This is a genomic window from Edwardsiella hoshinae NBRC 105699 = ATCC 33379 (assembly GCF_000474215.1).
In the GTDB taxonomy this organism is placed as follows: domain Bacteria; phylum Pseudomonadota; class Gammaproteobacteria; order Enterobacterales; family Enterobacteriaceae; genus Edwardsiella; species Edwardsiella hoshinae.
This window is the reverse complement of record NZ_BAUC01000016.1, coordinates 1-24,243: the sequence shown is the minus strand read 5'-3', so window position 1 is coordinate 24,243 and position 24,243 is coordinate 1. Positions and strand designations below refer to the sequence as shown.

The window sequence follows — 24,243 nt, the reverse complement described above, 5'->3', positions numbered from 1 at the left end:
CGTCAACGGGGCATTGCGCATGGAGAGCCACAATGAACCGATTTCCCCCACTGAGCGCCGTTCTCATGGCGCTGTTAACGCTCATCTTCCCCTGCCTGTTACCCGCGGCGACCCTGCCCGCCGTCGAGGCGCGCCAGGGCGCCGTGGTCAGTGAACAGCACTTAGCCTCCGCGGTGGGGGTACAGATCCTCCAAGCGGGGGGCAACGCCGTGGATGCCGCCGTCGCGACGGGGTATGCGCTGGCGGTGGTGAATCCCTGCTGCGGCAATATCGGCGGCGGCGGCTTTATGACCCTGCACCTGACCGATGGCAAAAACACATTTATCAACTTTCGTGAACGAGCCCCGGCCGCGGCCAGCGCCGATATGTATCTCGACGACCAGGGGATATTACGCCCAGACAGTAGCCTGTACGGCCCACTTGCCGTCGCCGTTCCCGGCACCGTCGCCGGGTTGGATCATGCGCTACAACGCTATGGCACCCTCAGCCGCCAGCAGGTGATGGCGCCGGCCATTCGCCTTGCCCAGCACGGATTTATACTGACGCGCGGCGACACCGACATCATCGATAGCAAGCGAGAGCAACTGTACGCCGATCCCCTGGCACGCCAACGCTTTTTCCGTCCAGACGGCAGTCCGTTGCAACCCGGCGACCGCCTGACGCAACCAGAGCTGGCGGCGACGCTACAGGCCGTCGCCCGCCAAGGTAGCGCCGCCTTTTATCGCGGCACATTACCCCAGACCACCAGCCAGGCTATACGGCGCAACGGCGGGATCATCACGCCGCAGGACTTTGCCGACTACCACATCAGCGAAAGTTCGCCCGTCGCCTGCGACTACCGAGGCTATCAGTTCCTTTCCGCGCCTCCGCCCAGCTCGGGCGGCATTACGCTGTGCCTCCTGCTCAATATTCTAGAGGGGTACGATATCGCCCAGGCGGGGGTTAACTCCGCCCAAAGCATCCGCTGGATGGCCGAAGCGATGCGTTATGCCTATCAAGATCGCAATACCCTATTGGGGGACCCCGACTTCGTCGCTATTCCGCTGACGCGCCTGCTCAGTAAGGCGTATGCCGCCGACATCCGCCGGCGGATCGCCAGCCATGCCGCCAGGCCGCCCGCCACGCCACAGAACAACCGGGAAAAACCCGAGACGACCCACTATTCGGTGATCGATAAGCAGGGGAATGCCGTCGCGACCACCTATACATTAAACGGGCGCTTCGGCGCGCTGGTCATGGCCCCTGGCGGTTTCTTTCTCAATAATGAGATGGACGATTTCACCACCCAGTTGGGCAGCGCCAACTTGTACGGGTTGGTACAGGGCGAGAAAAATGCCATCGCGCCGGGGAAACGACCGCTCTCCTCGATGGCACCGACCCTGGTTTTACAGCAGGGCCGGATCGTGATGGCGCTCGGTTCGCCGGGCGGTTCACGCATCATCAGCATCCTCTTGCAAAACGCGCTGAATCTCATCGACCATGGCATGGCGCCTCAAGAGGCCGTCGATGCCGCGCGGATCCATTATCAAGGGGTGCCGGATCGCCTGTATATCGAACAACGCGGGATCTCGCCCGATACCCAGGCGCTGCTGAGGGCGCAGGGCTATACCTTACAGGAGCAGACCCCTTGGGGAGCGGCGGAAATCATCGTCAGCGCCCCCTTGTCACCCTCGCCCAGCCCATCGGCGGCCAGCTCCGGCAACGACGCCGCGCTCTCCGGGGCGATGCGTCCCGGTTACCTGTACGCGGCCAGCGACGCCAGGCGACCCGCCGGCGCGGCGATGGGCTATTGAGTCGTGGGTGTGTCGTCCGGCGAGCATCCGGTGTACCATTTAGCGCAGAATCCCTCGTCTTAAGGTATCGCTCATGCACTATCGCCTGATCGCCCTCGATCTCGACGGCACCCTACTCAATGCACGCAAACAGATCCTCGCGGAGTCGCTGGCCGCGCTGGCCGAGGCGCGCGCCGCCGGCCTGGAGGTGATGATCGTCACCGGCCGCCATCATGTCGCCATCCATCCGTTTTATCGCGCCCTCCAACTCGATACGCCGGTCATCTGCTGCAACGGAACTTACCTGTATGACTACCCGGCCGGGCAGGTACTGGCGGCCGATCCCCTGCGCCATGATCAGAGCATAGCCGTTCTGGATCGCTTACAGCAGCAACAGATCCACGGGCTCATGTACGTCGATAACGCCATGCTCTATCAGCGGCCGACCGGCCATGTCATGCGCTCTCACACCTGGGCAGCCTCCCTGCCGGATGAGCAACGCCCGATACTGCAACAGGTCGATGATCTGCATAGCGCGGCCGGACAGGCCAGCGCCATCTGGAAGTTTGCCACGTCAGATGAAGATCTGGGGCGTCTGGCAGAATTTGCCGCTGGCATTGAGCGGGATCTTGGCCTGACTTGCGAGTGGTCATGGCATGATCAGGTCGATGTGGTGCAGACGGGCAACAGCAAGGGACGGCGTCTGGCAGAGTATGCCGCCACACGCGGCATCGCCATGGAGCAAGTGATTGCATTTGGCGATAATTTCAATGATATCAGTATGTTGAAGGCAGTCGGCCTGGGCGTTGCCATGGGCAACAGCGCCGATGAAGTCAAGGCCTGCGCCGCAGAAACCATTGGCAGCAATGAAACGCCGGCCATCGCCGACTTCCTGCGCCGCCACATTCTGTAAGGGGGAGACACGCCGCGCTAGCGTCGCGGCATGATACTACTGATTGATCGAGACGCTTTTGATCTGGGCATACAAGTGCTGGCCGGGTGCCAGCCCCAGATCATCGCGGGCCCAAGGCGTGATGCGCGCCCACAGCGTCTCATCGGCTAACGCCAGCTTGACGTCGATCTGCCCGTCGACTTCCACCAGTTCAACCACCCTGACCGCCAAGATATTGCGAATGCTGCTGGCACGTGGCACCTCTCGCACCAGCGACACATCCGCCGCCGCGATACGCAACCGTAGACGCGTCCCCGGCTCGCCCGCCTGACGCGCCACCCACAGGCACTGATCGCCGAGGGCTAACGCGCTCATAGCATAGTGTGGGTGATGGTGAGCGAGACGCACATTCAGTACGCTGCTCGGCTCCTCCTTTTGCAGCCAGGGACGCAAGGCGCTACTGGCCCACACCTCCTCCAGACGACCAAAGGCGCGCATCTGGCCGTGATCCAGCAGCAGTACGTGGTGCGCCAGACGCAGGATCTCTTCCATGCTATGGCTGACGTACAGGATAGGAATACGGACATCGCGCGCCAAGCGCTCCAGATAAGGCAGCAGCTCACGCTTGCGCGGCAGATCGAGGGAGGCCAATGGCTCGTCCATCAGCAGCAACTCGGGGGCGGTCAGCAGCGCGCGCCCGATGGCCACCCGCTGGCGCTCACCGCCGGACAAGGTACGGGGGAAACGATTCAACAAGGCCGAGATCCCCAGTAACTCGACGATATCATCGAACTGATCACGCATCGTCTCCGCCATGCCGTAGGTGAGGTTGCCGCGCACCCGGTAGTGGGGAAACAGGCGTGCATCCTGAAACACATAGCCGATGCGCCGCTGCTCTGGCGGCAGATAAATAGCACGCTCACAATCCACCAATGTGCGGCCATTGAGCACAATGCGTCCCTGCTGTGGGCGCGTCAGCCCACCGATGGCATTGATCAGCGACGTCTTCCCCGCGCCAGAAAGCCCGAAAATGGCGCAGATCCCCTCTCCCGGCAGATCGGCATTGACCCGCAGATCCAGATCGCCTAAACGTTGGCAAACATCGACATGCAGCATCTCAAGCCCCCCCCAGCCGTTTCTGGCTCCAACGCGCCAGCCACTCCGAGAGTAACAGGGACAACAGCGACAAGGCGATGGCGATGGCGCAGAGGCGCGCAGCCTCTAATTCCGCCCCCGGCGTTTCGATCAGGGTATACATCGCCAGCGGAATGGTGCGCGTCTCGCCAGGAATGTTGGAGACGAAGGTGATGGTAGCCCCGAACTCGCCCAATGAGCGAGCGAAAGCCAACACCGTCCCGGCCAAGATACCGGGGAACGACAGCGGCAGGGTGATGGTAAAGAACACCCGCAGTGGCGTGGCTCCCAAGGTACGCGCTGCCAATGCCAGGCGCGGATCGACGGCGGACAGGGCCAGACGGATCGCGCGTACCATCAACGGGAAAGCCACCACCGCCGAGGCCAGCGCGGCGCCATGCCAACTGAAACTGAAACTGAAACCGAACCAGTGATACAACCAGGCACCGATCACCCCTTTACGCCCCATCGCCAGCAACAACAGGTAGCCGATCACCACCGGCGGCAGCACCAGCGGCAGATGGATCACGCTATCCAGCAAGGCCTTGCCTGGGAAACGGTAACGGACCAACACCCAGGCGGTGAGAATACCGAACGGCAGACTGAAGAACACCGCAGTACCCGCCACCTGTAGGCTGAGCACCACGGCTTCCCATTCATAAGGACTGAGGAACATACTCACGGATTAACGCGGGGTAAAGCCGTAACGGGTAAAAATAGTCGCCGCTTGTGGCCCCTTCAGGTAGTCATAGAAGGCATCGACCGCCGGCGACTGCTTACCCTTGACGATCGCCATCGGGTATTCCACTGGTTTGTGGCTGTCGGCCGGGAACACCCCGACCACCTTCACTTTCTTACTGGCCACGGCATCAGAGCCGTACACGATCCCCAACGGCGTTTCGCCACGCTCTACCAGTACCAAGGCGGCGCGCACGTCGTTAGCCCGCGCCATCAACGGCGCCAGCGTCTGCCAGGCTCCCAACTTCTGCAACGACTCTTTGGCGTAGATCCCCGCCGGCACGTGATCCGGATCGCCGACGGCTAAACGGCCACCGTCCAACAGCGTCTTCCACGGGGTCTGTGCGTCGATGGTGACCTGACCCAGCTTGCTATCGGCCGGCGCGACCAGCACCAACTGATTACCCAGCAGGGTGTAACGGGTATTAGCGACCATCGCCTGCTTATCGATGGCATAATCCATCCACTTCTGATCGGCGGAGATGAACAGATCAGCCGGAGCCCCTTGATCGATCTGGCGAGCCAGCGTCGACGAGGAGGCAAACGAGGTCACGATGCGAACATCCTTACCTTGTTGATACTGTGCGGCGATCTCCTGCAACGCATTGGTCAACGACGCGGCGGCGAATACCGTGACCTTCTCGGCCGCCTGCGCCCCCTGACACATCCCGGCAGCCAGTACAGCTCCCGCCATCAACTTATTCCACGCTTTCATCGCCTCTCCCCGTTACTTACCATGATATCGTTATGTATTGGATTATATGGCGAGAATCCATGCAATGACACTGAAAAAAATCATAACTATGACGCCGTTAGCATTTACCTTCACGCCGGACGAAAGCCGTAACGCGCCCCCAGCGTCGCCGCCAGCCGCTGAAACGCCGCCTCTACTTCATCCGGCAGTGAGACATGGGCGATGAAGTCGCGCCCACGCGGCCCGTATCCCTGCGCATCGTCACGCAGACGCGGGATCTCACCCAACAGCAACGACATGAAGCGCGGCAGCGACCACAGTGCGCCCGGCGCACCGTCGATACACCATTGCCCTGCACGCCACACCAGCTGTGGAACAAAGGTTGGCCAACTGGCAAAACTGACCTCCGGCTGATCTTGCCAGACACGTTGAAAGGTCGCCAAGGTTCGGCGTTGCATCAGCGGGTCCTGTACCAACAGGATGCGCGTGGGTCTTTCCCCCTGCGCCTGCAATAACGCACGGCTGAAACGCGCGTTCTCACCGCAGTTGGTCGACGCTGTCTCTAGCCAGATGCGCTGCACATCGAGCCCGGCCTCTTGCCGCGCCAACGCGGCCAACAGCTCGGCCTCCGCTCGCCCCGCGCTCGCGAACCCCGCAGTGACGGGATCGGCCGCCAACGCCTGATACAGCAGCGGGGTCGAATGACCAATCCCCCCGGCGATCAGCAGCTGCGGCGCCACACCGGCACGCACAGCGGCGAAGCTGGCACGGGCGGTCGCTAACAGGGCATTGCCCAGCAAGATCAGCAGATCGGCGCTGGCCGGCGGCGGTCGCTGGCCGGCAAACTCATCACAGGCGAGGAAACGGGCAAGCAGATTAATATCGTGCTGTTGGGCATCGGAAAACACACAAACCTCCATGACGGGGAGCGCAAGAGAGTTCAAGGGATGGCGTCTACTCTAGGCTGTTTACCCGCATCGCACCACCAGGCGATGGCGCAGCAAAAGCGGCTAAAATAGCGCTATATTATTATCATATAACCTGATTAAATATATCAGCGCATCGTTTATATGGCAAAATTCCCCATCGCTCGATGGTAGGCTTTATCCACCGGCTGCGACCTACCGCTAGCGTTAACCTCCTGCACCGATCAACGCAACACACAATAGGGGAAAGACAATAAGGTACAACACCATGTATTATAACAAGAACACCACCGATGGCAGCGCAGTATTCGGGTTAAACGGAATACTTGTCGCGGCAAAACATATAATTTAAATAAATATATTCAACAACAAGGATATATCATTCTATAAATCACCAGATCATAAAATACAAAAAGCGAAAATATCACCCATAAAATGCATCCTGACGTACAGATAAAAAATAAATTTCATTGATAGGTATTGGTGCTGCCTGTCAGGTGAATATGAATTTTTTAGCTGCCGCTAGCGTCGTTCGATCAATCACACTATCGATTATCGATAGCTTTTATTTATAAACCCAGCGTAATGGTGATATTTATGCGTAAACAACTCTTAGCGTTAACGCTGACCTTACTGAGCGCGTCGCTTTCTTCTCAGGCTGCCGTGAGTAATGCACAGCTTTCTTTTAGTTGGGTGGGGACCGTACCGCCTGCAACCGTAGCCGGTAGCGGTTGGAAGTTTACCGATTTATTAGGCAATGATTTTGTTCCCCGGGCACAGACACTCCAGGTCATCACTGACGCAGACCAGAAGGTCAACTTTATTACCAGCCAACCGGTCGTCTTCAATTTAACAAGTAATAATACCAACAACCTGAATAGACTCGATGCCTACCTGGCCGGGCAGCCCAATGTCACCGGACTGGTTGGAAATAAACAATTAGCACTGACCCAAACCTTCACTGCGCCGGGTGATGATGAGATGTTAGTCTCGTTAAATCAGCAGGCGCTTAAGGTAGGTGATACAAATAAAGTTCAGATAGCGAGCTGCGCCAGTAGTACGAGCTGTACCGTTGGCCTCATGCTGCACGCTAAGGTCACTCAGAGTAATGTCGCGCATGGCAGCACCGTTAATTTCACCACACCTGTCGTCTTTGCCGTCGATCTAGCCAGTAGTAGCGGTCAACAACCCTAACATCCGCTTTTCTCCCAATAATGGCGCGTCCAACAGCGCCATTATTGGAGTAAGACGCCAGGTTATGGATTTTTAAACGGGCGAGCCCTCATGCTGAAATATCTCCTGCTGTTTTTACTGCTGGCGGCACAGCCACTGGCCGCCTTCACGCTGGATGCGCTGTTTAAGGTAGATGGCGAGAATAATCGCTTCTTTCTGCTTAACAATCCCGACAAAGAGCCAGTCTATCTCGCGATTAACCTCAGTGAGCTGCGCCGAAAGGCCGACGGGCGCTATCAGGAGTCGCCGCTACAGCCGGAAGCGTTCCTTAGCTGGCCCATCTACCTTGACCCGAGCGAACTGGTGATCGACGGCGAAGGTGAGGTGCGGGTCGCGGTCGTACGGGTGGCCGGGCCGGTCGCAGAAGATCGTATTCTCGGCATCACCTTTGTGCCGGATACCTTGCGCCAGCAAGCGCAAACCGGCAGCAGCATCTCCCTGGCCATCGGCTACAAGGCCTGGTACTTGCTGCCCGGCACCCAGCCGATACAAGGGGCGCCCGCCGCCTGGCTAGCCAATGGCCAACTGCACTTTGCCAACCGCAGCAACAAGGTCTTGCAGATGGAGCTGGATCTGTGCCGCGACCAGAGTCCGCCGAGCGGGGCGGAACGCAACATATGTTACGCCGAGGCGCTGCTGCTGCCAGGCAACAGCAAAACGATGGCATTACCCACGGCGATCACGCGTCCCAACGGACGCGTCACCTTTAGCGATCTGACCGGCGATTATCGCCAGGAGATCATGCTGCCGGCCACGGGACGCTAAGTTTGCTGGGTGAGAATCGGGGAGTCCGCTGCCCATCGGCAGCCGTAGCTAATCAATGGATGGACATTGTGGGCAAGCAATCTTTTTTTAGACTCTTAATCTTCACGAGCGCGCTGGCGCCGTACGACACGGAGGCGCAAACGCTACGGCTCGCTCACCGCGCGACGTCGGCGGCGCCCACCGAACTGGCCGTCAACCGCCCAATCGATCTGGCGCAACGCACATCCGTTCCCACGGCCAAGACACGGGAGCTCGCCGCGGTGTCGCCGACTACGCTGGCGTTGGCGCGCGGTATGCAACTCGCCTCGGGGCAATCCCTGGCCCAGTCGCGTTACAACAAGATCCTCGTGCCCAGCCCGATGTCCATCACGCTGGTGCTACCGCAACTGGCTGAAGAGCGCTTTGACGGCCAACTGGCGTTGGACAGCGTGCAGATCGATGACACGGCGGCAGTAGCGCGCTTTTTGCAGCAAGCCGGCCTCCAGGAAGGATATGCCCACCAGGCCGCCGCGCAGCTGGCTGCGGGGGCACAGCACGACGCCCGTTGTAAGGGCAACCGCAGCCAGTGCGTGGTCCCCAGCGACGGCATGGCACTGGTGATCGATTACTATGCCCGCCAGGTGCGGCTGTTCTTTGCCCCCGCCTGGTTTGCCCGCAACGAGCGCCAACGCGCCTGGCTACGCGCTGGCGACGGTCAGGCGGTGTTGGTCAACCATGCCAGCCTATCCGCCAACCGCTATAGCGACAGTAACAGCCTCTACCTGCGCGATTACGGTCTGCTGGGGCTGCCCGGCGGCTACCTTAAGTACGATGCCTACGCCACCGAGTGGCAGCGAGAGATAACCGATCTCAACTATGTATGGCAACGGCGTTGGGCTAAAGCCCAGTTGGGAAGCATCGGTAACAGTTACGATTTCAACCCTTCCGCCCAGCGTGGACTGTTCCGTAACAGCCAACTGCATGGCGTGCTGCTCGGTAACTCTGCCGAATTGCGCCTACGACATCGTGACGATCGCAGCTATACCTACTATGCCCCGCTGCCGGGGGTGTTGGAGGTGTGGCGCGAAGATCGCCTGTTGCTGCGGCGCAGTGTCTCTGCGGGCATCGGGGAGCTGGCCTACCATCAATTGCCAACGGGGATCTACCCGGTTCGGGTGCTGCTCAAGGGACTCGACGAGGCGCTGTTCTCCAGCCAGTCGTTACTGATCGTCAACGATGGGGCGGCGTTAGAGGGGATCAGCAGCCACCTAAGCGCCGGGCGACTACAGCGCCACAGCTACTATGGTAATGCCTGGATGAGCGAACTGGGCGTAACCATCCCCATCGGCGAGCGGTTAAGCCTCTCCGGCCTTGCCGACTATGTCGGGGGAGAATGGCTCGCCAGCCTGGGGGGAGAGATGCGCAGCAACGATTTCTCCCTCTCGCTGATGCACAGCCAGGGCAATCGCGACTACTTAAAAAGCGATCTCACCGCGACCTGGCGGCTGCTGTCGCTGCAATTTACCCAGGAGCGCTACCGAGAGCGGGCATGGGCGCGTGCCGAACCGGAAGAGTCGGCCGAACTGGCGGCGCTACAAACGGTAGCATTGCCGTCGCCCGGGTTCGATGCGCGACAACGGCAGTCGGGGGAAACGGTCAAGCGCAGCAGTCTACTGGTCAACTACAGCCTGGCACTGACCCCGGAGCATAACCTGCAACTGGGTTACCAGCGCTTCAATGAGGGGGAACAGGAAACCCGCAACCATAGCTATAACCTCAGCCTGTTCAGCCGCCTGCCGTGGCAACTTAACCTCACCGCCGTCGCGAGCTATTCGCGCAGCGATATGTGGAGCGTCAGCCTGGGACTGTCACGCATATTCGGCGACCTACAGATCAACAGCAACTACCTGCAACAAGATCACGGGCACTGGAGCAGTCAAAACATGCTCAACTACAACCGGCGGCTGAATGACGCCTGGCAGGTAAATGCCCAAGCAGGGCAACAATTTACCGATAACGGCCCGCAGAGCAGCCTATCGGCCGGGGCGACCTACCAGCACGGACTGGACGCGCGTGGCCAACTCTATTTGGCCGGCGGCCGCCCCCTTACCGGCAGCCTGGATGTACAGTCCAGCCAACTCCTCTCCGCCGACGGCATCCGCTTTCAGCGGCCTAGCGAACTAAGCCAACAGTCATTCCTGCGTCTGCCGCCGCCGCAACAGGGGGCGATGCAGCTGGGTCTGAACGATCTGGCCTCGGGGTATACCCGCTACTACACCCCCGAACAGGGGCGCATCATCGCCCTGCCCCCCTACAGTCGTTACCGTCTGGAAGGGAAGCTTATCGGCGGCAATCAGCTGTTTGATAACCGTCAAGCGCGCTATCAGCAGCAGGTCGATCTGCTACCGGGACGGCTGATCGATGCCACGCGCCCGGTGATCACGGTGCGCAGCCAGGCGGTGTTGGTACGCCGTCACAGCCAACCGGTCGAGTCGTTGCGCTGTAGCGGAGCCGGCTGCGTCGGGGTGCAACGCCTGCAAGCGGGGCTGTTTATGTTGCAACTGCAACAGAATGGGCGCATCCAGCTACAAGCCGGGGACCAGATCTGTGCCACGCTCGCCTCGCCCCATCTGTTGCCGAGCGATCAACTGCCCATTGTGGAGTGCCAAGGTGAACAAGGTGAACAAGATGATACGCGCACACAGTAATCGCTGGTCGCTTGGCTTGTCGGCGCTACTGCTGGCCACCAGCGCACAGGGGACGCCGACCTTCAGCCAAAATAACCAACACGTTGAGGAGACGCTCTCGCTGCAAGCCGACATCGATCTTAGCCAGGCTCAGCGCCAGTCGCTGGAGGTGATCAGTTTTAGTCCGGCTATCCAGCAGGTGGCTTGGAACCCGCGAGAGCAGCGTTTTGAAGATTTATTCATCTCCTTGCGCGTGCTCGCGCTGCAAAATACACAGCCGCTGGTGCTGGATCTGCTGTCTGACGCCTACCAATGCGCCGAATTATCACTGCACAATGCCTCTCCCTTCTTCAGCCAAGAGGTCAATCGCGGCTACCACTACCAGCTATGGGTACAAGGGCGCCGCTGGTCAACGTTAAACACAACCGGCGGCGCCAACTACGCCTCACAGCAGCAATACCGCGTTTCAAGCGACCAATGGCAGTACGCCGGTGCGCTGTCCGGCGTGCTACAAGACCGTTATACCCTGGATCTGTCGCTACAGGTCGCGCTCCCCGTGCCGCACGCTATACCGGCAAACGCGAGAGGCCTGCAATGCAGCGGGGCGCTGACACTCCTGCTCAGTCAACCGCTCACTTCTGCCCCATAAGCGATCCCCCACTATCTGGAGGCCCCATGTTTCGATTGCCACAATTACGCTCGCTACGGCTCACCGTCCCGGGCTCTCTGGCGCTACTGCTCACCGCCCCCGTCCCCGTCCCGGCGGCGATGGAAGCCAACCTGAGTGTGATTAACCGACTGGTTCTGCCAAACCAGGGCAACACTTGGCAACACGACGCTTCGTCGTCGCCCGGGCTGCTACACCTATGGGATAACTACCCGGATGCATACGTTTACCGGGTCGACCAGACTGGGAATGTTAATGCCGGGAAAGGGGCTTACCGACACAGCAGCTTGTTTACCCTGACATTCACCGGCACGCAGTACGGACGTACCTTTACTCTCCGCGGTAAACTGGGCAGAACCCGATACCGCCCGAATGGCTACACGGGCAACTATTGGCCGCAATTTTACGCAAACAATGGCTGTCAAACCGTCATGCCAAACTTAAATCAAGTCTGGAAAGGCGGCCACACCTTCGGCTTTGACCCGCTCAACTTGGCGATGGATCAAGACTGCGTAGGGCAAACGCCATTTTTTGTCTGGGATCGCATCGGCCAGGTTGGCCCAGAAGGGGGGCCGCCCGAGCGCCATGTCTATCTGGATCTGGGAACGCTACTACAGAGCGAAGCCTGGCGGCAGTTGCCCGTCGATCTCTACCAGGCCTCCACCAATCTGGCGTTGGAAGGGTGGAGAGCGACCGATACGGGCTACCGTTTTTTTGATCTGCCGATTACGGTCGCTATTCGTAAACAGGCCTACTTTAGCGGATTGCAGATCCCCAACACCCAGGTAAGATTTCAGGTCAGCTATCTGCATGACAAGGTGTACGGCAGCGCCAACACGCCCCTACTGTTGCAGGGTGCCTTCGATCCCACCTTTGGCCGGGTGAGATTTAGCGTGCACTCCACGCATAACTTTCAGTTACAAAAACAAAATTCTGCCAATAGTGGCAGCGGCCAAACCACCGCGGGCATCGCCTACCAGGTAGAACTGCGCGATCCAAGCCAGCGGCGCTATCCGCTGAATGAGGGCATGACAGCCAAAGCGGTCATCACCTTGGAAAACCTCAACAGCGTGCAACAGATCCCCCTGGAGCTTCGCTTCAACTTTGAGCAAGCGCGCAACGCGCTAACCAGCGGCAGCTACACCGATCAACTGACCCTCATCGCCGAGGTGCCGTTTGTTTAGGGATATGGCTATCCGCGATGCGGATCATGCGGCAAGCCGTGGATGGTGGATGGTGGATGGTGGATGGTGGATGGTGGCGGACGATAGCCTCGACGCGGGCGCGAGCAAGCGGCACATCACCGGGTGTCGTTACCTTGCGGCACCGTCAATGTACATCCAACGGAGCATCATCGTGGCCTAAATCAGGTAGGACAGTGCGTGGCGAGGGCTCAGCGGCTGGCCCCCTGAAAAGAGATCGGTTTTCCGGTGAGCCGAATCGCTATCGGCGGCCGACGGTTTTCCGGCGGGATAACGATAACCGGGGGCCGCTTACCCCGCCGCACGCACCATGGTGACAGACGCCGTTGCGTCTCTACTTGGTAACGATGCCGATACGCGCCGCCAGGCAAGGTACTGATCTTATGGCGCGCTGGGTTTTACGACAAAGACGTGTATCAGGACTCTTTCTCTTCCGGATGGCCCCAGGCGGAAATTAGGTTGCAAAGCTCCCCCATTCCCCAGATCAGCCCCAAAATAACCGCCATCACCACCGGCACCATAATGGCGGCGACAACTAAACTCTTCAGCAATTCCAACATAGCTGGCTTCACTCTCCGTTGATATGCGCACTGCGCTAACGTTGCCCCTCGCCACCGATGACGCGGCGAGGGTACTTTCCTCGTCGGATGACAGGCTCCTGTGCGATAGTGTAACTCAGCCGGCACCGTTTCGCATTGTTCAATCCGTGCGATAGTCCCGGTTTGCCTGTCGATGGTCAGATCGGCCACAATAGAGCACGCAGTCACGCCGAGGAGCCACCATGCAAGCCGATATCTTACTCACTCTCAAACTTCAAGATCGCCTGTTCGCCGATCCGCGTCGTATCGAACTGCTCAAGCAGGTGCGCCATACCGGCTCCATCAGCCAGGGAGCCAAACTGGCCGGGATCAGCTACAAGAGTGCCTGGGATGCCATCAACGAGATGAACCAACTGGCGGATGAAGAGATCGTCGCCCGGGCCACCGGTGGCAAGGGGGGAGGTGGCGCGCATCTGACCCGCTATGGCGAACGCCTGATCGCCCTGTACGATCTTCTGGGACAGATCCAACAAAAAGCCTTTGATGTGTTAAAGCGCGACGATTTACCGCTCGATAGCCTGTTAGCGGCCATCGCCCGCTTCTCTCTACAGACCAGCGCCCGTAACCAATTCTTCGCCACCGTCATCGAACGTGACGATGAGGCGGTGCAGCAACACCTGCTGCTGCGCCTGGCGGACGGCAAGACCCAACTGCGTGCCGCGGTCACCGCTCAGAGTGCCCAGCGACTGGCGCTACACCCGGGCAAAGAGGTTCTGGTACTGATCAAAGCGCCGTGGATCCGCCTGAGTACCGATCCCGCGCTGAATGGCGCCGCCGACAATGCCCTGAGCGGTCGTGTCAGCCACATTCAGGCCGGTAGCGATAACAGCGAAGTACTGCTAACCCTGCCGAGCGGCGAGACCCTGTGTGCGACCGTCGATAATCGCACCATGAGCCAGCTCCAACTGAGTCTGGGCATGTCCGTCAATGCCCTGTTCAACGCCGATCGGGTGATCGTCGCCACCCTGGCCTAGCCCCGCTCGGCGCTACCGCGGATGCCATCCCGAGCTGGCGTATCACACTCCCCCAGCGCCGCACGACGGGGCATGATGTTAACGTTAGGTTAATAATGATGTGCTAATATACTGCCCGTTTGCATAACATAACGACATTCCCAAGGGAGGGAAACATGTGGGGGATATTGCTACTGCCGCCGCTGCTGCTGGCCTGGGCGCCGCGTGCCGCCTTTCTGATCGCGACCATCGGCGTCGTACTACTGGCGTACCAAGGGATGATCTCCCCGCTGGCGCTGGCGCTGCTGGCCTTGATGGTACTGCTGCTCTACCTGCGACGTCGTCTGACGCTAAGCGCTCCCTGGCTCGCCCTCTCCGAAATCGTGCTACTGGCCGCCATCCTGGCGCTATACCTACACGCTTTCCCCGGCTTCCATAACCCGCGGCTGCTAGATAGCGTGTATGCCGGCGCGCACAGCACCCCGTTCACCCTGTACGCCAATCTGGATAAGGCATTGGCACCGCTGCTGCTGCTAGCGCTGTATCCCCCCCTGCTGCGCCGCCCTGTGGCAAGCGCGGTCCCCGCCTGGCGCTGGGGAGTATTGCTGCTCAGTCTACCTGCACTGCTGCTGTTAGCCGTCGCCCTGGGCGGCCTGCGCATTGAAGCGCACTGGCCCAGTTGGCTCCCCACATTCGCCATCCTCAATCTGTTGTTTGTCTCACTGCCGGAAGAGGCGTTGTTTCGCGGTTACCTGCAACCGCGTCTGAGCACCTGGTTTGGCCCTTGGGTCGCCCTTCTGCTCGCCGCCTTACTGTTTGGTCTGCTGCATCTCGCCGGCGGTCTGCTGTTAGTGCTCTTCGCTACCCTCGCCGGGGTGATTTATGGCTTGGCCTGGCAATGGAGCGGACGCTTATGGGTCGCGACGCTGTTTCATTTCGCGTTGAATATGCTGCATCTGCTGTTCTTCACCTATCCGCTCTACCGCCCCTAAGCCAGCGCCAGTGTAATCGCTACCACCAGAAGACCGCGCAACGATGGCGCCGCCGGCTAAGATAAAAGCGGCGCCGCTATAAATAGCGCCCGTATTATTGATGATAGTTGTGTAAACGATTCCATTTTATCGCCTAGATCACCTTTTCGCCTCTCGCCACGTGCTACCTTTTCACCATCAGAGTCGCACTGGGAGTCCATCATGATTGTATTAGTCACCGGAGGAAGCGGTTACATCGGTAGCCATACCTGTCTCCAACTGCTCCAGGCGGGCCATACGCCGGTCATCGTCGATAATCTCTGTAACAGCAAGGCCAGCGTACTGGATCGTATCGCCGCCCTCAGCGGGACGCGTCCCGTGCTGTACCACGGCGATATCCGTGACCAGGCCCTGCTCACGCGTATCTTCGCCGAGCAGTCTATCGATGCGGTGATCCACTTTGCCGGGCTGAAGGCGGTCGGCGAATCGGTGCAACAGCCCCTGGCCTACTACGACAATAATGTCAGCGGAACGCTGGTGTTACTGGCGGCGATGCAAGCGGCCGGGGTGCATAACATCATCTTTAGCTCCTCGGCCACCGTCTACGGCGATCAGCCGCAGGTGCCCTATGTCGAAACGATGCCAACCGGGATGCCCTCTAGCCCTTATGGCCGCAGCAAGCTGATGGTCGAGCAGATACTGCAAGATCTACAGCACGCCTCACCGGCGTGGAGCGTGACGCTGCTGCGCTACTTCAATCCGGTCGGCGCGCATCCCTCGGGCACCATGGGCGAAGATCCGCAGGGGGTTCCCAACAACCTGATGCCGTATATCTCGCAGGTGGCGATCGGTCGCCGCGATTCGCTGGCCATCTTCGGCAACGACTACCCGACCCCCGACGGTACCGGGGTACGCGATTATATTCATGTGATGGATCTGGCCGATGGCCATCTGGCGGCGTTACAGGCCAAGTGCGGCCATGCGGGGGTACACATCTATAACCTCGGCGCCGGTGTCGGTTACAGCGTGCTACAGATGGTCGAGGCGTTCAGCCAGGCTTGTGGCAAGCCGATCCCCTACCATTTTGCCCCGCGTCGAGCCGGCGATCTGCCCGCTTATTGGGCCGATGCCGCCAAGGCCGAACGAGAGCTGGGCTGGCACGTAAGCTACTCCCTGGCGCAGATGGCCGAAGATACCTGGCGCTGGCAATCCCATAACCCGAACGGCTACCCACAATAAGGAGCGTGGCGATGACTATTCCCTTTAATCCGGTGGATCATCCCCACCGCCGCTACAATCCGCTGAGCGATCAATGGGTACTGGTGTCGCCGCATCGGGCCAAGCGCCCCTGGCAAGGGGCGCAGGAAACACCGGCCAATCCCCAGCTACCGGCGCACGATCCCGATTGCTATCTCTGCCCGGGTAACCTCCGTGTCACCGGCGATCGCAACCCGGATTACCACACGACCCATGTCTTCACCAACGACTTCGCCGCACTGATGCCGGACACCCCCGACGCACCGAGCAGCGACGATGTCCTGATGCGTAGCGCCAGCGCTCGCGGTACGAGCCGGGTGATCTGTTTCTCGCCCGACCACAGTAAAACCCTCCCGCAACTCTCGCTGTCGGCGCTGGAGACGGTGATCGCCACCTGGCAAAGCCAGAGCGCCGAGCTGGGCCGCCGTTATCCCTGGGTGCAGGTGTTCGAGAACAAGGGCGCGGCCATGGGTTGCTCCAATCCTCACCCTCATGGTCAGATCTGGGCCAACAGTTTCCTGCCCAACGAGGCCGCACGCGAGGATCGTCTCCAGCGAGACTACTTCCTCCGCCACCAACGCCCGCTATTGCTCGACTATGTGCAGCGAGAATTGGCCGATGGTAGCCGTACCGTGGTCGAGACGGCACACTGGCTAGCGGTCGTGCCCTACTGGGCCGCCTGGCCGTTCGAGACCCTACTCTTGCCGAAACACCCACTACGACGTCTGCCGGAGATCGACGCACAGCAGCGTAGCGACCTGGCCGTGGCGCTAAAAAAACTGACGAGCCGTTATGACAACCTGTTTCACTGCGCCTTCCCCTATTCGATGGGCTGGCATGGCGCGCCCTTCGATCAGGTCGATGCCGATCACTGGCTGCTGCACGCCCATTTCTATCCGCCCTTGCTGCGCTCCGCGACGGTGCGCAAGTTCATGGTCGGCTACGAGATGCTGGCAGAGACCCAACGCGATCTGACCCCGGAGCAAGCGGCCGAACGCCTGCGCGCCGTCAGCGACATTCACTTTAGCGAAGCCTAACCGCCGAGAGGATACAACCATGCGTCTCCATGATCTGACTCGCGTGACCCGTGAGATCTTTACCCGTGAATTTGGCTACGCGCCAACCTGCTGCGTCCAAGCGCCGGGGCGCGTCAACCTAATCGGCGAACATACCGACTATAACGATGGCTTCGTTCTCCCCTGCGCCATCGATTACCAAACCGTCATCAGTTGTGCGGCGCGTCCCGATCGCCAGGTACGCGTCATCGCCGCCGATTATGCGAATCAGCAAGACAGCTTCAGCCTCGATGCGCCGATCACCGCCCACGACAGCATGATGTGGAGCAACTATGTCCGCGGGGTGATCAAGCATCTCCTGCAACGCTGCAACGCTATCGGTGGCGTCGACATGGTGATCAGCGGCAACGTACCGCAAGGGGCGGGGCTCAGCTCCTCCGCCGCCTTGGAGGTCGCTGTTGGCCAAGCACTCCAGGCGCTGTATCAACTGCCACTGGATGGCGTCGCGCTGGCGCTCAATGGTCAAGAGGCGGAGAACCGTTTCGTCGGCTGTAACTGCGGCATCATGGATCAGTTGATCTCCGCCCTCGGCCAGGCGCAGCACGCACTTCTGATCGATTGCCGCTCGCTGGCCACCCAGGCAGTTCCGTTACCGGCGCAGGTGGCGGTGGTGATCATCAACTCCAACGTCAAACGCGGCCTGGTCGACAGCGAGTACAACACCCGTCGCCAGCAGTGTGAAGAGGCGGCGCGCTTCTTCGCCGTACCGGCGTTACGCGACGTGACCCCAGAGCGCTTCGCCGCCGAGGCGCATGCCCTCCCCGCGCTCACGGCCCGACGCGCTCGCCATGTGATCAGTGAAAACGCACGTACCGTGGCGGCGGCCGAGGCGCTCGCCGCTGGCGATCTGGCACGCATGGGGGAATTGATGGCGGCCTCACACGCCTCGATGCGCGACGACTTCGCCATCACCGTCCCGCCCATCGATATTTTGGTCGAGATCGTCAAAGGCGTTATCGGCGATCAGGGCGGAGTACGAATGACCGGTGGAGGCTTCGGCGGCTGTATCGTCGCCCTGATGCCACAGCATCTGGTTGAAGCGGTACGCAGCGCGGTGGCACACGACTACCCGGCACGCACCGGACTGCGTGAGAGTTTCTACGTCTGCCAACCATCGGCAGGGGCCAGCGTATGCTAAGCGCTCACCTCGAACGGGCACCGGATGGTGCGCCTTTTCAGTTTACCGCCCTGCATAATGCCCGCGGCACAACCCTGCTGTTCATGGATTGGGGGGCGACCTGGCTCTCCTGCCGTCTAGCGCTGCGTGACGGCCAGGCACGCGAGGTCTTGCTCGGCTGCCGACGCGCCGGGCAATATCCCGAGCAGCAGGCCTTTCTCGGCGCGACCGTTGGCCGCTATGCTAATCGCATCGCCAACGCCGCTTACCATCATCAGGGGCGATGTATCACCCTGCTACCCAGCCAAGGAGCCAATCAGTTACACGGCGGCCCCGAAGGGTTCGACAAGCGCCGCTGGCAACGCGTCGCTCACGATACCCACTCGGTCACCTATCGCCTGCACTCGCCCGCTGGCGATCAGGGCTATCCCGGCAACCTGACGGTAGAGACGCGCTACACACTCGACGACAATGATCGGGTGACGGTCGACTGGCAGGCTCACGTCGATCATCCCTGTCCCGTCGGCCTGACCAACCACGCCTATTTTAATCTTGGCGGCGATGGCCAGGCGGACGCGCTCATCCAGCGTTTACAGCTAAACGCCGACTATTATCTGCCGGTGGATGAACAGGGTATCCCCTGTGCGCCATTGAAGGAGGTCGAAGGCAGCGGTATGGATTTCCGCCAAGGGAAAACGTTGCGCCGCGACCTGTTAAGCGACGCCGATCAACGTCGAGTTAAGGGCTATGATCACGCCTACCTGCTGCAACCCCGTTGCGCCGACGGCGCTTACCCCGCCGCCACGCTCAGCGCAGACGATGAGCGAGTCCGTCTACAGGTGTATACCAACGCCCCGGCGCTGCAACTCTACAGCGGTAACTACCTCGCTGGGACGCCCGATCGGGCGGGTGGCCACTACAGCGACTATGCCGGGGTGGCACTGGAGTGCGCCTTCCTCCCCGACAGTCCCAACCATCCCGAATGGCCTCAACCCAGTTGCCTGTTGCAACCGGGCGAGCGTTACCACGCCTTCGCTCACTACCAGTTCTGTGTGGCCTAATACCTGCGGGGCGCTCGCCGCGCCCCACGAACCTAACGCCAGAACAGCCATGCGAAGAGGCTAAGCGCGACGATACTCACCAGGTTGAGCCAGAAACCAACGCGCACCATCTCCTGTTGGCGAATATGACCGGAGCCGAACACGATGGCGTTCGGTGGCGTGGCGACCGGCAACATGAAGGCGCAGGAAGCACCGATACCGATCACCAGCGTCAGCAGACTCTCCGGCATACCTAGCGCCTTAGCGACGGTCGCAAACACCGGCACCAGCAGCGCGGCGCTGGCGGTATTACTGGTGAACTCCGTTAGGAAGATGATAAAGGTCGCCACCGCCAGCAAAATGATAAACCAGTGACTTTGGCCGAAGATGTCGGCCATTCCACGTGCCAGGATGGCGCTCGCGCCCGATCCTTCGAGGATCAGACTCAGCGTCAGGCCGCCACCGAATAGCATCAGTACGCCCCACTCCGTGTTACGCTGGATCTGATCCCAACTCGCCACCCCACTGGCCCCGATCAATACCGCCGCACCGACGGCTACTAAGGTGTCAAACTGCTTGATGCCACCCAACATGGCACTGATTTGGCTACTGAAGATCCAACCGATCACCGTCAAGGCGAAGATCAACAAGGCGATCACCCGCGCTGCGGTCCATTCCAATTTTTCGACATGCAGCGTCACCTTATGCTGGAGATTGGGGCGTAGCAGCAAGTAAAGCAGCCCCATCATCAGCGGCATCATCACCACCATCACCGGGATACCAAACTTCATCCAGGTAAAGAAATCGATCCCCAACTGGGCGGCGGCGATAGCGTTAGGTGGGCTGCCGACCAGGGTACCCAACCCGCCGATACTGGCGCTATAGGCGATCCCCAATAGTAGGAAAACGTAGGTATTACGCTCACGTGCTGGATCGAGATTACTGAGAATCCCCAGCGCCAGAGGCAACATCATCGCCGCCGTCGCGGTGTTACTGATCCACATTGAGAGCGCGGCAGTCACACTGAACAGCATCAGTACCGCCGTCCCCATCCGTCCACCGGCCAGTAACAGCAACTGATTGGCGATCAGACGATCCAGCCCTTGCACATGCAGCGCCGTCGCCAGCACGAAGCCGCCGAAGAAGAGGAAGATGGTCGGGTTAGCGAATGATTTCAACGCCCCACTGGCATCCAATAACCCGAAACCGATCGCAAGCAGCGGGATCAGCAACGCGGTGATGGTCACATGCACCGCCTCGGTCAACCACAGCACACCGACGAAAATCGTCAACGCCAAGCCCGTATTGGCCTTCTCGTCAAAGGGTAAGGTATGCAACAAAATCACCAATAGCACAATGTCGAGCGCCATAATCAATAAACCCCGCTGCGAAGGCGGACTGGTCATCGCAGCGGTTAATGGGGTGGCATCCATGGGCAACCTCGCTATCCTAGAGTCATTTATTGTTAACATTTGAAACAAGACGTTAACTATAATCAACAATGCGCCGCCCTCAAACCCCGAAACGGCAAAAATGAGAGGCCGATAGGATCCTAGCCGCCCCGCCGCCGCTGGGGCTCGAATGGTGATATCGTTTGAGCGGGCCTCCACTACACTGAGAAGATGACGCAGCGCGTCGACACGGCAACATATACCGGCCCCGCACGCGATGCCATTGCATTTCATAACGCATAATGATAATTATTATCATTATGCTAACGCAATTAAGGAGTCTCTCTATGGCTGTCACCAAACTGGTCCTGGTTCGCCACGGCGAAAGCGAGTGGAACAAGGAAAACCGCTTCACCGGCTGGACCGATGTCGAACTGTCGGATAAAGGACGTCAGGAGGCCCTGGCAGCAGGACGCCTGTTAAAGGCGCAGGGATTCAGCTTCGACTTCGCCTACACCTCCGTGCTAAAACGGGCTATTCATACCCTCTGGCATATTCTGGACGAGATCGATCAACCCTGGCTCGCGGTCGAAAAGTCGTGGAAGTTGAACGAGCGCCACTACGGCGCTCTGCAAGGACTGAATAAGGCCGAGACCGCTCAGAAGTATGGCGATGAACAGGTCAAGTTATGGCGACGCGCCTTCGCCATCACCCCGCCGGCCTTGACGGTGCAAGATGAGCGCTACCCGGGGCACGATCCACGCTATGCCGCGCTAAGCAGCGATGAGTTACCGCTGACGGAAAGCCTGGCCACCACCATTGAGCGAGTGATCCCCTACTGGCAGCAACAGATCATGCCGCGCATCGCCGCCGGTGAGCGGGTGATCATCGCCGCTCATGGCAACTCACTACGCGCCTTAGTAAAACACCTGGATCACATCAGCGAAGAGGCGATCGTCGAGCTGAATATCCCGACGGGCGTACCGCTGGTGTACGAGTTCGATGAGCAAATGCGCCCGCTACGCCATTACTACCTCGGCGACGCCGACGAGATCGCCGCCCGGCAAGCGGCAGTTGCGAACCAGGGCAAGGCCGGCTAACCCCTTCCGGCCAGACGGCGACGGCGCGCACTGGCGCCGTCGTCCGTTTTATTCCACCGCATGGCTACGACGCGCGCGCACCGCCTGGGCTAGCTGGCGCAACGCTCGCTCGCTATCCTCCCAGCCGATGCAGGCATCGGTCACACTCTGACCATAGCGTAACGTCGCGCCGCTGTCTGGACTCTGGTTTCCCTCCACCAGATTACTCTCGATCATGACCCCGATGATGGCGCGTTCACCGGCGGCTAACTGGCCGCAGACATCCTCGCACACCACCATCTGGCGCTGGAATTGCTTGCTGCTGTTGGCGTGACTGAAATCGATCATCACCTGAGGAGGCAGACCGGCTTGGCTGAGCCCCGCTTTCACCGCCTGCACATCGGCGCTGGCATAGTTCGGCTGACGCCCACCACGCAGGATGATATGGCAGTCACCGTTACCGCTGGTGCTCACGATTGCCGAATGCCCCCACTTGGTGACCGACAGGAAGCAATGGGGAGCCCCGGCGGCATTGATCGCATCGATTGCGACCTTGATGGTGCCATCGGTGCCGTTCTTGAAGCCGACCGGGCAGGAGAGCCCCGAGGCCAGCTCACGGTGTACCTGAGACTCGGTCGTCCGCGCCCCAATGGCTCCCCAACTCATCAGATCGGCCAAGTATTGCGGGGTGATCATATCCAGAAACTCACCCGCGGTCGGCATACCGCTGTCGTTGATCTCAAGCAGTAGGCGACGCGCACTACGCAGGCCATCATTGATACGATAGCTACCGTCCATATGCGGATCGTTGATCAGCCCTTTCCACCCCACCGTCGTCCGGGGTTTCTCGAAGTAAACACGCATCACAATCTCTAATTCACCGGCGAGCGCATTGCGCAGCGCCAGCAGGCGAGCGGCGTACTCTTTCGCTGCCAGAGGATCATGGATTGAGCAAGGGCCGATGATCACCAGTAAGCGATCGTCTTGTCCCTGTAAAATATGGTGGATGGCATCGCGGGTCTGCGCCACCGTCTGTGCCGCACGCTCACTGGCCGGGAAGGCTTCCAGCAAGGCCACCGGCGGTAATAACTCCTGGATCTGATTAATGCGTAAATCGTCGTTCTGATAACTCATAGTGCGTCCATCACAGTCAGAGAAAAGGCGTATCATAAGCATTTCAATCTATCTGCTTTTTTACACGCTTGTAAATGACTGTTCCAATGGAAGATTTTTTACATAATTACATGATTTAATTAAAAAAAGGCAATAAGGCAAAACATCAGGCTGGTTCAAGCGCCGCATTCACCATATCGAGAGGATGGATAGGTAGAGAAACAGACTAATTCACTGCCATGAGGCTGAGGATAACTCGGTAAAATCGCAGAGAAAACGACAAACTCGCGGCGCCCCCTCATAAGGCATGATGATTCGCGCACCACGCTAGGCGCAGCTTGGACTCGGCGAAGATAAGGAGCAAGCGCTAAGGAGCAGACACAGGATAGCTTGGCTGATGCCTCGCTCTGACAAGCCTTCGTTAAACGAGGTTATCCGGCTCGCTACATGCTGATTTTTCGACGGGAGAATGGTGGGTCGTGCAGGATGACTCGGTTGACGCCTCGCCCTTCGGGCCATCGCTGAGCGATGTTATCCTTCACGCTAAACACCGATGACACATCGCGAGAATGGTGGGTCGTGCAGGATTCGAACCTGCGACCAATTGATTAAAAGTCAACTGCTCTACCAACTGAGCTAACGACCCGCTCGGACAATCATTCGCCAACGGCAAACGATTTAAAAAGAAATGACACAATGACGAAAAGAAAAGGTGCGTCGTGCAGAATGACTCGGCGGATGCTTCAGCCCTCCGGGCCATCGCTGAGCGATGTTATTCTTCACGCTAAACACCGATGATGCATCGCGAGAATGGTGGGTCGTGCAGGATTCGAACCTGCGACCAATTGATTAAAAGTCAACTGCTCTACCAACTGAGCTAACGACCCGCTCGACGTGCGATGCGACTCTGGAGAACTATCTTCTCTCGATAACGGAAATCGTGATGATGACGCGTTGA

The 24,243-nt window shown here is 59.5% G+C and carries 21 protein-coding genes and 2 tRNA genes; 14 read left to right on the top strand and 9 right to left on the bottom strand.

Features of this window, described 5'->3' with window-relative positions; all coding sequences use genetic code 11:
- Positions 1 to 32 precede the first annotated feature (32 nt).
- Together ggt and EHO01S_RS06905 are read left to right on the top strand one after the other, a co-directional pair.
- Complete coding sequence (ggt, locus tag EHO01S_RS06910) at positions 33 to 1,793, top strand: gamma-glutamyltransferase (protein ID WP_024523268.1); 1,761 nt, start codon at positions 33 to 35, stop codon at positions 1,791 to 1,793.
- Positions 1,794 to 1,866: 73 nt separating this feature from the next.
- Entirely contained in the window at positions 1,867 to 2,685 is an 819-nt protein-coding gene (locus EHO01S_RS06905; protein ID WP_024523267.1) for a pyridoxal phosphatase, read from the top strand.
- A 36-nt stretch (positions 2,686 to 2,721) separates the two neighbouring features.
- Here the strand turns inward: EHO01S_RS06905 and modC are convergent, their stop codons facing one another.
- From modC to EHO01S_RS06885, 4 genes are all read right to left on the bottom strand, one after another.
- A complete protein-coding gene (gene modC / locus EHO01S_RS06900; RefSeq protein ID WP_024523266.1) occupies positions 2,722 to 3,780 on the bottom strand; it encodes a molybdenum ABC transporter ATP-binding protein ModC in 1,059 nt (352 codons plus the stop codon).
- A 1-nt stretch (position 3,781) separates the two neighbouring features.
- Positions 3,782 to 4,474 (bottom strand): molybdate ABC transporter permease subunit, encoded by a 693-nt coding sequence (gene modB, locus EHO01S_RS06895; RefSeq protein WP_024523265.1) that lies wholly within the window; start codon positions 4,472 to 4,474, stop codon positions 3,782 to 3,784.
- Between the two features lie 9 nt (positions 4,475 to 4,483).
- Positions 4,484 to 5,251 carry a molybdate ABC transporter substrate-binding protein gene (gene modA / locus EHO01S_RS06890; protein ID WP_024523264.1) on the bottom strand — a complete coding sequence of 256 codons (768 nt, stop codon included), beginning with the start codon at positions 5,249 to 5,251 and terminating at the stop codon, positions 4,484 to 4,486.
- Positions 5,252 to 5,361: 110 nt separating this feature from the next.
- Positions 5,362 to 6,138: a YdcF family protein gene (locus EHO01S_RS06885; protein WP_024523263.1), complete on the bottom strand. Its 777-nt coding sequence runs from the start codon at positions 6,136 to 6,138 to the stop codon at positions 5,362 to 5,364.
- 615 nt (positions 6,139 to 6,753) lie between these two features.
- Between EHO01S_RS06885 and EHO01S_RS06880 the strand changes: the two genes are divergently transcribed.
- The 5 genes from EHO01S_RS06880 to EHO01S_RS06860 all read left to right on the top strand — a co-directional run bounded on the left by EHO01S_RS06880 (position 6,754) and on the right by EHO01S_RS06860 (position 12,671).
- Positions 6,754 to 7,350 carry a hypothetical protein gene (locus tag EHO01S_RS06880; protein ID WP_024523262.1) on the top strand — a complete coding sequence of 199 codons (597 nt, stop codon included), beginning with the start codon at positions 6,754 to 6,756 and terminating at the stop codon, positions 7,348 to 7,350.
- A gap of 90 nt (positions 7,351 to 7,440) precedes the next feature.
- Entirely contained in the window at positions 7,441 to 8,154 is a 714-nt protein-coding gene (locus EHO01S_RS06875; RefSeq protein ID WP_024523261.1) for a hypothetical protein, read from the top strand.
- A gap of 68 nt (positions 8,155 to 8,222) precedes the next feature.
- Positions 8,223 to 10,841, top strand: coding sequence for a TcfC E-set like domain-containing protein (locus tag EHO01S_RS06870; RefSeq protein ID WP_024523260.1), 2,619 nt, complete (start codon positions 8,223 to 8,225; stop codon positions 10,839 to 10,841).
- On the top strand, positions 10,822 to 11,469 hold the full coding sequence (locus EHO01S_RS06865; protein WP_024523259.1) for a hypothetical protein: 648 nt from the start codon (positions 10,822 to 10,824) through the stop codon (positions 11,467 to 11,469). Before EHO01S_RS06870 ends, EHO01S_RS06865 begins: the two co-directional genes overlap by 20 nt.
- Positions 11,470 to 11,495: 26 nt before the next feature.
- Positions 11,496 to 12,671, top strand: coding sequence for a hypothetical protein (locus EHO01S_RS06860; protein WP_024523258.1), 1,176 nt, complete (start codon positions 11,496 to 11,498; stop codon positions 12,669 to 12,671).
- A 434-nt stretch (positions 12,672 to 13,105) separates the two neighbouring features.
- Here the strand turns inward: EHO01S_RS06860 and EHO01S_RS18225 are convergent, their stop codons facing one another.
- Complete coding sequence (locus EHO01S_RS18225) at positions 13,106 to 13,249, bottom strand: AcrZ family multidrug efflux pump-associated protein (RefSeq protein ID WP_024523257.1); 144 nt, start codon at positions 13,247 to 13,249, stop codon at positions 13,106 to 13,108.
- Between the two features lie 221 nt (positions 13,250 to 13,470).
- Here EHO01S_RS18225 and modE point away from each other — a divergent pair, with 221 nt between their 5' ends.
- The 6 genes from modE to galM all read left to right on the top strand — a co-directional run bounded on the left by modE (position 13,471) and on the right by galM (position 19,723).
- On the top strand, positions 13,471 to 14,262 hold the full coding sequence (gene modE, locus EHO01S_RS06845; protein WP_024523256.1) for a molybdenum-dependent transcriptional regulator: 792 nt from the start codon (positions 13,471 to 13,473) through the stop codon (positions 14,260 to 14,262).
- Positions 14,263 to 14,417: 155 nt separating this feature from the next.
- Positions 14,418 to 15,233: a CPBP family intramembrane glutamic endopeptidase gene (locus EHO01S_RS06840; RefSeq protein ID WP_024523255.1), complete on the top strand. Its 816-nt coding sequence runs from the start codon at positions 14,418 to 14,420 to the stop codon at positions 15,231 to 15,233.
- Between the two features lie 201 nt (positions 15,234 to 15,434).
- Positions 15,435 to 16,451 (top strand): UDP-glucose 4-epimerase GalE, encoded by a 1,017-nt coding sequence (gene galE, locus EHO01S_RS06835; RefSeq protein ID WP_024523254.1) that lies wholly within the window; start codon positions 15,435 to 15,437, stop codon positions 16,449 to 16,451.
- 11 nt (positions 16,452 to 16,462) lie between these two features.
- Positions 16,463 to 17,506, top strand: a complete 1,044-nt coding sequence (gene galT, locus EHO01S_RS06830; protein WP_024523253.1) for a galactose-1-phosphate uridylyltransferase — start codon at positions 16,463 to 16,465, stop codon at positions 17,504 to 17,506.
- A 19-nt stretch (positions 17,507 to 17,525) separates the two neighbouring features.
- Complete coding sequence (gene galK, locus EHO01S_RS06825; protein WP_024523252.1) at positions 17,526 to 18,683, top strand: galactokinase; 1,158 nt, start codon at positions 17,526 to 17,528, stop codon at positions 18,681 to 18,683.
- Positions 18,677 to 19,723 carry a galactose-1-epimerase gene (gene galM, locus EHO01S_RS06820; protein ID WP_024523251.1) on the top strand — a complete coding sequence of 349 codons (1,047 nt, stop codon included), beginning with the start codon at positions 18,677 to 18,679 and terminating at the stop codon, positions 19,721 to 19,723. Before galK ends, galM begins: the two co-directional genes overlap by 7 nt.
- A 32-nt stretch (positions 19,724 to 19,755) precedes the next feature.
- Here the strand turns inward: galM and EHO01S_RS06815 are convergent, their stop codons facing one another.
- Positions 19,756 to 21,135: an SLC13 family permease gene (locus tag EHO01S_RS06815; protein WP_024523250.1), complete on the bottom strand. Its 1,380-nt coding sequence runs from the start codon at positions 21,133 to 21,135 to the stop codon at positions 19,756 to 19,758.
- A gap of 305 nt (positions 21,136 to 21,440) precedes the next feature.
- Between EHO01S_RS06815 and gpmA the strand changes: the two genes are divergently transcribed.
- Complete coding sequence (gene gpmA / locus EHO01S_RS06810; protein ID WP_024523249.1) at positions 21,441 to 22,193, top strand: 2,3-diphosphoglycerate-dependent phosphoglycerate mutase; 753 nt, start codon at positions 21,441 to 21,443, stop codon at positions 22,191 to 22,193.
- 48 nt (positions 22,194 to 22,241) lie between these two features.
- On the opposite strand, the gene aroG is transcribed toward gpmA, so the two are convergent.
- From aroG to EHO01S_RS06795, 3 genes are all read right to left on the bottom strand, one after another.
- Entirely contained in the window at positions 22,242 to 23,306 is a 1,065-nt protein-coding gene (aroG, locus tag EHO01S_RS06805) for a 3-deoxy-7-phosphoheptulonate synthase AroG (RefSeq protein ID WP_024523248.1), read from the bottom strand.
- A gap of 549 nt (positions 23,307 to 23,855) precedes the next feature.
- Positions 23,856 to 23,931: transfer RNA gene (locus tag EHO01S_RS06800), tRNA-Lys, on the bottom strand.
- A 165-nt stretch (positions 23,932 to 24,096) separates the two neighbouring features.
- A tRNA-Lys gene (locus tag EHO01S_RS06795) sits at positions 24,097 to 24,172 on the bottom strand.
- Positions 24,173 to 24,243 lie beyond the last annotated feature (71 nt).

Coding starts and splice junctions, on each gene's coding strand:
- ggt (WP_024523268.1), top strand. CDS start 33: ATGAACCGATTTCCCCCACTGAGCGCCGTTCTCATGGCGCTGTTAACG.
- EHO01S_RS06905 (WP_024523267.1), top strand. CDS start 1,867: ATGCACTATCGCCTGATCGCCCTCGATCTCGACGGCACCCTACTCAAT.
- modC (WP_024523266.1), bottom strand. CDS start 3,780: ATGCTGCATGTCGATGTTTGCCAACGTTTAGGCGATCTGGATCTGCGG.
- modB (WP_024523265.1), bottom strand. CDS start 4,474: ATGTTCCTCAGTCCTTATGAATGGGAAGCCGTGGTGCTCAGCCTACAG.
- modA (WP_024523264.1), bottom strand. CDS start 5,251: ATGAAAGCGTGGAATAAGTTGATGGCGGGAGCTGTACTGGCTGCCGGG.
- EHO01S_RS06880 (WP_024523262.1), top strand. CDS start 6,754: ATGCGTAAACAACTCTTAGCGTTAACGCTGACCTTACTGAGCGCGTCG.
- EHO01S_RS06875 (WP_024523261.1), top strand. CDS start 7,441: ATGCTGAAATATCTCCTGCTGTTTTTACTGCTGGCGGCACAGCCACTG.
- EHO01S_RS06865 (WP_024523259.1), top strand. CDS start 10,822: ATGATACGCGCACACAGTAATCGCTGGTCGCTTGGCTTGTCGGCGCTA.
- EHO01S_RS06860 (WP_024523258.1), top strand. CDS start 11,496: ATGTTTCGATTGCCACAATTACGCTCGCTACGGCTCACCGTCCCGGGC.
- EHO01S_RS18225 (WP_024523257.1), bottom strand. CDS start 13,249: ATGTTGGAATTGCTGAAGAGTTTAGTTGTCGCCGCCATTATGGTGCCG.
- modE (WP_024523256.1), top strand. CDS start 13,471: ATGCAAGCCGATATCTTACTCACTCTCAAACTTCAAGATCGCCTGTTC.
- EHO01S_RS06840 (WP_024523255.1), top strand. CDS start 14,418: ATGTGGGGGATATTGCTACTGCCGCCGCTGCTGCTGGCCTGGGCGCCG.
- galE (WP_024523254.1), top strand. CDS start 15,435: ATGATTGTATTAGTCACCGGAGGAAGCGGTTACATCGGTAGCCATACC.
- galT (WP_024523253.1), top strand. CDS start 16,463: ATGACTATTCCCTTTAATCCGGTGGATCATCCCCACCGCCGCTACAAT.
- galK (WP_024523252.1), top strand. CDS start 17,526: ATGCGTCTCCATGATCTGACTCGCGTGACCCGTGAGATCTTTACCCGT.
- galM (WP_024523251.1), top strand. CDS start 18,677: ATGCTAAGCGCTCACCTCGAACGGGCACCGGATGGTGCGCCTTTTCAG.
- EHO01S_RS06815 (WP_024523250.1), bottom strand. CDS start 21,135: ATGGATGCCACCCCATTAACCGCTGCGATGACCAGTCCGCCTTCGCAG.
- gpmA (WP_024523249.1), top strand. CDS start 21,441: ATGGCTGTCACCAAACTGGTCCTGGTTCGCCACGGCGAAAGCGAGTGG.
- aroG (WP_024523248.1), bottom strand. CDS start 23,306: ATGAGTTATCAGAACGACGATTTACGCATTAATCAGATCCAGGAGTTA.